At 66.9% G+C, this 8,569-nt stretch carries 7 protein-coding genes; all 7 read right to left on the reverse strand.

What is annotated here, in order from left to right; all coding sequences use genetic code 11:
• Positions 1–123: 123 nt before the first annotated feature.
• Entirely contained in the window at positions 124–1,104 is a 981-nt protein-coding gene (gene ybiB, locus LWW89_RS14040) for a DNA-binding protein YbiB (protein WP_293265199.1), read from the reverse strand.
• A gap of 25 nt (positions 1,105–1,129) precedes the next feature.
• A complete protein-coding gene (locus tag LWW89_RS14045) occupies positions 1,130–3,859 on the reverse strand; it encodes a nitrate reductase (protein WP_293265200.1) in 2,730 nt (909 codons plus the stop codon).
• Between the two features lie 140 nt (positions 3,860–3,999).
• Positions 4,000–4,467, reverse strand: coding sequence for a ClpXP protease specificity-enhancing factor (locus LWW89_RS14050; RefSeq protein WP_293265201.1), 468 nt, complete (start codon positions 4,465–4,467; stop codon positions 4,000–4,002).
• Positions 4,468–4,530: 63 nt separating this feature from the next.
• On the reverse strand, positions 4,531–5,136 hold the full coding sequence (locus LWW89_RS14055) for a glutathione S-transferase N-terminal domain-containing protein (protein WP_293265202.1): 606 nt from the start codon (positions 5,134–5,136) through the stop codon (positions 4,531–4,533).
• 195 nt (positions 5,137–5,331) lie between these two features.
• Complete coding sequence (locus tag LWW89_RS14060; RefSeq protein WP_293265203.1) at positions 5,332–6,042, reverse strand: cytochrome c1; 711 nt, start codon at positions 6,040–6,042, stop codon at positions 5,332–5,334.
• A 14-nt stretch (positions 6,043–6,056) separates the two neighbouring features.
• Positions 6,057–7,376, reverse strand: a complete 1,320-nt coding sequence (locus tag LWW89_RS14065) for a cytochrome bc complex cytochrome b subunit (RefSeq protein ID WP_293265204.1) — start codon at positions 7,374–7,376, stop codon at positions 6,057–6,059.
• Positions 7,377–7,379: 3 nt separating this feature from the next.
• A complete protein-coding gene (gene petA / locus LWW89_RS14070; protein WP_293265205.1) occupies positions 7,380–7,976 on the reverse strand; it encodes a ubiquinol-cytochrome c reductase iron-sulfur subunit in 597 nt (198 codons plus the stop codon).
• Between the last annotated feature and the right edge of the window lie 593 nt (positions 7,977–8,569).

Genomic DNA, 8,569 nt, shown 5'->3' on the forward strand with positions numbered 1-8,569 from the left:
CGCCGATTCATTAATTTTCTTCATGTATTGATCCCGGGCCGCGGGCAAACTCGGCGACTGGCGCGGACCTTCATTTTTCCAACAGCCCGATGTATTAATTTTATTAATACATTGCCCCGCCGGTCAGTGGGCCGCCGGCAGCCCTTCCACGGCGACGATGGCCTTGGCTTGGTTGAAGTCCTCGGCGTAGCCGCTAGCGTAGAGGCAGCAGGCCAGCTGGTGCAGGATGGGCAGGGGCACCGGCCCGTGCTCGTCCAGGGTGTGGCGAATCCACTGGGCGGTGGTCTTGGCGTCCGCCGCCTCGGGCAACTGGGGCAGGGACTTGAGGCTCTCGTGCTCGGCCTCGAACAAGGTGTCGCAAACCCCGTCGTGCAGGTACTCGATGCGCGGGCGGCGCTTGGGGTTGGCGAAGGCCTCCCCCTCGGTGGCGCGCAGCAGCAGGGCCCGGTTGTCGAAGCTCAGGATCACCTCGCGCATCATGTCCATGTAGGGCGGGTGGGTGGCGGCCGCCAGCAGGACGCCCTTGCCACGGAAGGGGTCGAGCATCTTCACCAGGCTGTGGGCGCTGTTGCGCAGCCCCAGGCGGCCCCGGGCCGACAGCAGGTTGGCCAGGCCGGGGGAGAACAGGGCCACCGGGGCGAAGGCCAGCTGGCGTTCGTCCAGGGCCAGCTGGGCCTGGACCAGGGTGGTGGAGGGCATGATGCCCAGTTCGCGGAAAACGTGGCCGGTGGTGACCCGGGAATAGCCTTCGAGCACGCCGTGCACCACCACCGGCACGCCGAAGCGGGCCAGCAGCAGGGCCAGCAGGGGCGTCAGGTTGGCCCCCTTGCGCGCCCCGTTGTAGCTGGGAATGACCACCGGGCGGATGCGCCCGGCGGGGACGTGCAGGGCCTGGAGCCGCTCCTGGGCGGCGGCCAGGAATCCGGCCATTTCGTCGTTGGTCTCGCCCTTCATGCGCAGCGCGATCAGGATCGCCCCCAGTTCCAGGTCGGGCACGCCGCCGTCGAGCATGGCGCCGTAGAGCTGGCGCGCCTCTTCCCGGGTCAGATCCTTGGCGCCCTCGGTCCCCCGGCCGATTTCCTTGATGAACTGGGCGAAATTCATGGCGTCTCCTCGTTTTACGTATGGGTCAGGCGGCCTGGGCCGACGTCTGGATGGCGCCATGCAGGCGGCGCAGATCGGGCACGCAGCCGCCGCAGTAGCCTCCGCATTTTAGCCGTTCCCGCACGTCATCCACGCTCTCGCCGGCAGCGAAGGCCGCCGCCAGGGTCTGGCGGTCCACGTCGGCGCACTTGCAGACGATCTCCCGGGGTGGTCCCAGGTCTGCCGGCGGGCTGGCGATGGGGGCCAGGGCGAAACGCAGCCGGGAAGCGGCCAGGCCGCTGCCGGCCAGGGCTTCGGGCAACCAGGCGCTGGCCAGGGTCTCGCCGGCCAGGCGGATCGCCACCAGCTCTCCGTCCGCCAGGGCGGCCCGCTTGGCCACGCCCCGAGCCGGATCGGCGTAGGACAGCCCGCCGGGCCGCTCCAGGCCGAAATCCCGGTCGAGCTCGGCGATCAGGCCGGCCTCCGCCGGCGCCGCCAGGGCGGCGCGCAGCACCACCACCGGGCGCTTGCCGCCGTGAAAGGCCACGCTGGCGTAGGGGAAGCGCCCCAGCCAGGCGCGGGCCCGGGCCATGGCGGCGGCGGCCTGCCCGTCCTCGACGCGCTGGATCGCCGCCAGGGGCCAGGGCAGTCGGGCGGCTTCGATGCGCACCGCGGCGTGCTTGAGTTCGGGCTGGCCGGAAATGGGATCGACGCTGGCCGGGGTCAGGGCGTTGGCCCCGGCGCCGGCCATGAAGCGCTCGCCCCAGTGCATGGGTAGCCAGGCGGTGCCGGGGCGTAGGCCGTCGTCGCCCCGGACCCGCACGACGATACTGCCCCGGCCGTTGGCCACCCGGGCCAGGCCGCCGTCGGCCACACCGACTTTGAGCAGGTCGCCGGGATGGAGGCGCAGCAGGGCTTCGTCCTCCTGGTTGAAGAGGCGCGGCACGGTGCCGGTGCGGGTCATGCCGTGCCACTGGTCGCGCAGCCGGCCGGAGATGAGGGCGAAGGGAAAGGCGGCATCGGTACGGTCCGCCGTGGCCTCGTGGCGGCAGGGGACGAAGCAGGCGCGGCCGCTGGGCGTCTGGAAACGGCCGTCGGTGTACAGCCGGGCGGTGCCGCTGCTATCGCCGGCCCGGCAGGGCCACTGCTGGGGGCCGGCGGATTCCAGGCGGTCGTAGCTCAGGCCGCCGATGTCCAGATCCCGCCCGACGGTGGTCTGCCTGTGCTCGTTGAAGATGGCTTCCGGGTCCGGGTAGGCGAACAGGGTTTCGGCCGACTGCAGCCCCAGCTCCCGCCCCAGGCGCCGGGCGAAGTCGCAGGCGATGGCCCAGTCGGCCCGGGCCTCGCCGGCCGGCGCCACGGCGGCACGCACCCGGCTGATGCGCCGCTCGGAGTTGGTCACGGTGCCCTCCTTCTCGCCCCAGGTGGCGGCCGGCAGGGCCACGTCGGCGTAGGCCAGGGTCTCGGCGTCGGCGAAGGCTTCCTGGACCACCACCAGCTCGGCGGCGGCCAGGGCCTGACGCACCTCGGCCTGGTGCGGCAGGGACTGGGCCGGGTTGGTGCAGGCGATCCACACCGCCTTGACCTGGCCGCTCTTCAGCCCGGCGAACAGGTCGATGGCCTTCAACCCCGGCCGGGGCGACAGCCAGGGCACGCCCCAGAATCTGGCGATCTCGGCCCGGTGGTCCGGATCGGCCACCTCCCGGTGCCCCGGCAGCAGGTGGGCCATGCCCCCCACTTCGCGCCCCCCCATGGCGTTGGGCTGGCCGGTGAGGGAGAAGGGACCGGCGCCGACCCGGCCGATCTGGCCGGTGGCCAGGTGCAGGTGGATCAGGGCGGCGTTGTTGTGGCTGCCGTGGGTCGATTGGTTGAGGCCCTGGCAGTACAGGGACAGGGCGGCGCCGGCCCGGGCGAACCAGCGGGCGGCGGTGGCGATGTCGGCGGCTGGCACCCCGGTGAGGGCGGCGGCGGTGTCCGGGGCATATTCGCGGACGATCTTGCCCAGAGCGTCGAAGCCTTCGGTGTGGGATTCGATGTAGGCCGTATCGAGCAGGCCCTCCTCGATCATCACGTGCAGCATGCCGTGGTAGAGGGCGATGTCGGTGCCGGGTTTGAGGGCCAGGTGCAGGTTGGCTTGGGCGGCGGTCTCGCTGCGCCGGGGGTCGACGACGATCACCTTGAGGGCCGGATTGGCCGCCCGGGCGTCCTCGATGCGCCGGTAGAGGATGGGGTGGGCTACCGCCGGGTTGGCGCCGGCGATGAACAGGCAGTCGGCCAGACCCAGGTCCTCGTAGCTGCACGGGGGCGCATCCACCCCCAGGGTGAGTTTGTAGCCGGCGGCCGCCGAGGACATGCACAGGCGCGAGTTGGTATCGACGTTGTTGGTGCCGATCAGGGCCTTGGCCAGCTTGTTGAAGACGTAGTAGTCCTCGGTGAGCAACTGGCCGGAGAGGTAGAAGGCAACACTGTCCGGGCCGTGGCGGCGGATGATCTCGGCGAAGCGGCTGGCGGTGTGGTCCAGGGCCTCGTCCCAACCGACCTGCCGGGCCTCGGTGCACCGGCCCTCGGCGCCGCGCTGGCGCAATTCCGGGTGGAGCAGCCGGGTGTCCGGCCGGGCCGTCAGGTGCAGGCTGGCGCCCTTGGTGCACAGCCGGCCGAAGTTGGCGGGGTGGTCGGGGTCGCCCCGCACGCCGGTGATGCGGCCCTGGTCGTGCGCGATCAGGACGCCGCAGCCGACACCGCAGTAGCAGCAGGTGGATCGGGTTTCGTGGGTCATGGCAGTCTCCTGCCCGGCCCGCAGCAACTGCCGTGCCACCCCGCAAACCCTTGTTTTTGCGCGCACAAGACGAAAAAACGCCCCGGCCTAGGGCACGGGGCGCATCATCCTGGTGCAGCCGGCCCCTTCGGGGCCACGGGTCATTTGACCCGTTGCAGGTGCGGGCGGCCGGGCTTGGGCGCCGGCGCCTCGGGGGGCGGTTCGGCCGGCGCAGCCGCGGCTTCGGGGGCGTCGACCGGCTCCAGGGCGGCGGCCTCGTCCAGCGCTTCCACCTCGAAGGCCATGCCAGCGCCGTTTTCCCGAGCGTAGATGGCGGCCACGCACTCCACGGCCACCGAGATGTCCCGGGCGACACCGCCGAAACGGGCCTGGAAGGTGATCAGGTCGTTACCCATCTGCAACCGGTTGGTGGCGTCGGGGCTGACGTTGAGCACGATCTGGCCGTCGCGCACGAATTCCCGGGGCACCCGGCTGCGTCCATCCACCATCACCGCGATGTAGGGCGTGAAGCCGTTGTCGCAGCACCATTCGAACAGGGCGCGCAGCAGGTAGGGCTTGGTGGAGGGCAGTTCGCTACCCTGCTCGTTGTCGTATTGATCGTCTTGCATTGCTGTCTCCTCGGGGGCGGAACCGTATTCCGCCCCGGGGGCCGCTGGCGCGGTCCCGCGCCCTTACTTGCGCATCACCTTTTCAGGCGGGGTCAGGGCATCGATGAAGCCCTGGCGGCTGAAGATGCGCTCGGCGTACTTCATCAGCGGGGCGGCGGTCTTGCCCACTTCGATGCCGTAGTGGTCGAGACGCCACAGCAGGGGGGCCACGGCCACGTCGAGCATGGAGAAGTCGTCGCCGAGCATGTACTTCTGCTTGGTGAACATGGGGGCCAGCTCGGTCAGGCGGTTGCGGATCTCGGCCCGAGCCTTGTCCTTCTCGGCAGCCTTGGCGTTGGTCTTTTCCAACACTTCCATGTGCACGAAGATTTCCCGCTCCATGCCGGACAGCAACTGGCGGGAACGGGCGCGCTGGATCGGGTCCGCCGGCATCAGCTGCGGATGCGGGAAGCGCTCATCGATGTACTCGTTGATGATGTTCGGCTCGTAGAGGATCAGATCACGCTCGACGAGCACCGGGACGCGGCCGTAGGGGTTGATCACGGCGATGTCTTCCGGCTTGTTGAACAGGTCTACGTCGATGACCTGGAAATCCATGCCCTTTTCGTACAGCACGATCCGGCAACGGTGGCTGAAGGGGCAGGTGGTTCCCGAATAAAGGTTCATCATGGTTCAAGCCCTCGCTATTCTGGGCCGGCCGCACAAGGCGGACCGGGCGATCGTCAAATACCCGGGACAGTGGCGTCGCGGGCCACCCCCGTCAAAACGGAAACGGCACCGACGGTTTGGCAAGCCTAGGATTGCCATCACCGCCGATGCCGGAGACCGGGAACGGCAGCCGTTCCCGGTTGTGCCTGTTACAGCTTAGTGCACGTCTTTCCAGTACTCACGCTTGAGCGCGTAGGCCAGGACGAAGAGCACAGCCAGGAAGGCCAGCACGCCCAGGCCCAGGCTCTTGCGGAACCCGGCCTGGGGTTCGCCGATCCAGACCAGGAAGCCGACCAGGTCGGCGACCTGCTTGTCGTACTCGGCGGCGGACAGTTTGCCCGGGGTAACCAGCTCCAGCTTGTGCTCGGCGTTCAGCTTCTGCACGCCTTGCAGTTCGTACAGGATGTGCGGCATGCCGACGTTTTCGAACACCACGTTGTTCCAGCCGGTCGGACGGTTCTCGTCACGGTAGAAGGAACGCAGGTAGGTGTACAGCCAGTCGGCGCCGGAACCGAACTCGGAAGCGCGGGAACGGGCGATCACGGACAGGTCCGGAGGCGTGGCGCCAAACCACTTCTTGGCTTCGTCCGAACGGATGGCGACGCGCATCGGCTCACCGATCTTCTCGGCGGTGAACATCAGGTTGTCCTTGATCTGGTCCTCGGTCAGGCCCAGCTCGGTCAGCCGGTTGTAGCGGACGTAGGACGCGCCATGGCAGTTCAGGCAGTAGTTGACGAACAGCTTGGCGCCGTTCTGCAACGCAGCCTTGTCGCCCTGGACGTCCGGGGCCTTGTCGAGGTGGAGTTCGGCACCGTTGGCGAAAGCCAGGAGGGGTGCGAAAAGCAGTGCGGTAAGAAGTTTTTTCATGGTCTGCATCCCGGTTACATCGTCACGCGGTCGGGCTCGGGGCTGTACTTGTCGATCTTCGACCACCAGGGCATGGTGATGAAGAACAGGAAGTAGTACACCGTGAGGATCTGGGCCACAGGAGCGCCCGGGATCACGCCGAAGAAGGCATAGGACGGCGGCTGGGTGCCGAGGAAGCCGAGAATGCCGAAGGCGATCACGAACAGGATCAGCAGGGCCTTGAAGATCGGGCCGCGATAGCGGATCGACTTCACCGGGCTGCGGTCGAGCCAGGGCAGGAAGGCCAGGATGACCACACCCAGGCCCATCGCCACCACGCCCCAGAACTTGGCGTCGAGACCGAAGAACGGCCACACCATGGCACGCAGCAGGGAGTAGAACGGGGTGAAGTACCAGACCGGAGCGATGTGCGGCGGGGTCTTCAGCGGGTCGGCCGGGATGAAGTTGTTGAACTCCAGGAAGTAGCCGCCGCCTTCGGGGGCGAAGAACACCACGCAGGAGAAGACCATCAGGAAGACCACCACGCCGACGATGTCCTTCACCGTGTAGTACGGGTGGAAGGGGATGCCGTCGAGGGGGATGCCGTTGGCGTCCTTGTGCTTCTTGATCTCCACACCGTCCGGGTTGTTGGAACCCACTTCGTGCAGGGCCAGGATGTGGGCGGCGACGAGGCCGATCAGCACCAGGGGCACGGCGATCACGTGGAAGGAGAAGAAGCGGTTCAGGGTCGCGTCGCCCACCACGAAGTCACCGCGGATCCACACGGACAGCGGCTCGCCGATCAGCGGGATGGCGGAGAACAGGTTCACGATCACCTGTGCGCCCCAGAAGGACATCTGGCCCCAGGGCAGCAGATAGCCCATGAAGGCCTCGGCCATCAGGCACAGGAAGATCAGCACGCCGAACACCCAGATCAGTTCGCGGGGCTGTCGGTAGGAACCGTAGAGCAGGCCGCGGAACATGTGCATGTAGACGACGATGAAGAAGGCCGACGCACCGGTGGAGTGCATGTAGCGGATCAGCCAGCCCCAGGGCACATCGCGCATGATGTACTCGACCGAGGCGAACGCCACGGGGATGCCGTTGACGTTGAGGGAGGCGTCCGGCTTGTAGTGCATCACCAGGAAGATGCCGGTGACGATCTGGATCACCAGCACCAGCAGAGCCAGGGAGCCGAAGAAATACCAGAAGTTGAAGTTCTTGGGCGCGTAGTACTCGGACAGGTGCGCCTTCCACATGGAGGTCAGGGGGAAGCGCGCATCGACCCACTCCAGGACGTTGCCGCCCACGGAGCCGTCGGACTTGTATTTTTCGAAGTTGGTGTTGGCACCCATGGCTTATGCCCCCTTCTCGTCTTTGCCGATAATCAGGCGGGTATCGGACAGGTACATGTGCGGCGGCACCACCAGGTTGTCCGGCGCAGGCTTGTTCTTGAACACGCGGCCGGCCAGGTCGAAGGTGGAACCGTGGCAGGGGCACAGGAAGCCGCCCAGCCAATCGGCGCCCATGCCTTCTTCGCCGCCGTGCTTGAACTTGGAGGAAGGAGAACAGCCAAGGTGAGTACAGATGCCCACGGCCACCAGGAACTCCGGCTTGATCGAGCGGGTTTCGTTCTGGCAGTAGGTCGGCTGCTGGGGCTTGTCGGACTTGGGATCGCTGACCGCTTCGTCGAGCTTCGGCAGGGTGTCGAGCATGTCCTTGGTGCGGTTGATGATCCACACCGGCTTACCGCGCCACTCCACGGTCATCATCTGACCCGGCTCAAGCTTGCCGATGTCCACCTCGACAGGCGCACCGGCCGCTTTGGCACGCTCGGAGGGGAGCATGCTGGAGACGAACGGCACGAGCGCCGTCAACGCCCCTACCCCGCCCACGGCCGCGGTCGTGACGACTAGCCGCCGCCTTCCGCAGTCCACTTTCTGCTCGTTGCTCATACGCTGGTCCCTAATGGAAATGAAAGACACAAAACCACGGGATTATAAAGGAATCATGAGCCCCCTTGAAAGCACCCATAGCATCTGGCAATTGACGCGTCGGATGCCGATGGCAAACAAGACTCTTATCACCTGCCGAGGGTGTTCTCAACAGGAAATGCGGGCCTCAACGTGTCCAAAGGCAGGATTGGTGGATTGCTTTCAGCGCCCGTTACTCATTTAGTGCGGGGCGCTTGCGCACGGCAGCAAGGCGTTGGCGCTTTCCACATTGCATGGAGGCGCACCTCCCCCGCCAAACGCCTGGAAAAGACTAAGCACTGGCGCCAGGCGTTGCGGCGAGTCGGGAGTGTTCAGGGGGAGGGCGAACCCGCTTCTTTGGTCACAAATTCTGTTGTTGTCTGAGCGGAGGCGCTCAGCGGAGAGGGGCAGATCCGTGTGAGGCCTCTCTGCCGTGTTGGCACAGCGGGATAGAGCGCCTGGCGGGAGGCGTCTTCGTGCGGCTGGCGGTTGGGGGTGCCTGGGGGGGGGCAGTTTGCTGGGGTGTAAAAGCACAAACCCCCGTTAGCGGGAGAGCTAACGGGGGTTTGATTGTG

The organism is Oryzomicrobium sp. (assembly GCF_021287045.1).
Lineage (GTDB): Bacteria > Pseudomonadota > Gammaproteobacteria > Burkholderiales > Rhodocyclaceae > Oryzomicrobium.

Bases quoted from the DNA above. Each gene is read 5' to 3' on its own strand.
- ybiB (WP_293265199.1), bottom strand. From the start codon at position 1,104: ATGAATTTCGCCCAGTTCATCAAGGAAATCGGCCGGGGGACCGAGGGC.
- LWW89_RS14045 (WP_293265200.1), bottom strand. From the start codon at position 3,859: ATGACCCACGAAACCCGATCCACCTGCTGCTACTGCGGTGTCGGCTGC.
- LWW89_RS14050 (WP_293265201.1), bottom strand. From the start codon at position 4,467: ATGCAAGACGATCAATACGACAACGAGCAGGGTAGCGAACTGCCCTCC.
- LWW89_RS14055 (WP_293265202.1), bottom strand. From the start codon at position 5,136: ATGATGAACCTTTATTCGGGAACCACCTGCCCCTTCAGCCACCGTTGC.
- LWW89_RS14060 (WP_293265203.1), bottom strand. From the start codon at position 6,042: ATGAAAAAACTTCTTACCGCACTGCTTTTCGCACCCCTCCTGGCTTTC.
- LWW89_RS14065 (WP_293265204.1), bottom strand. From the start codon at position 7,376: ATGGGTGCCAACACCAACTTCGAAAAATACAAGTCCGACGGCTCCGTG.
- petA (WP_293265205.1), bottom strand. From the start codon at position 7,976: ATGAGCAACGAGCAGAAAGTGGACTGCGGAAGGCGGCGGCTAGTCGTC.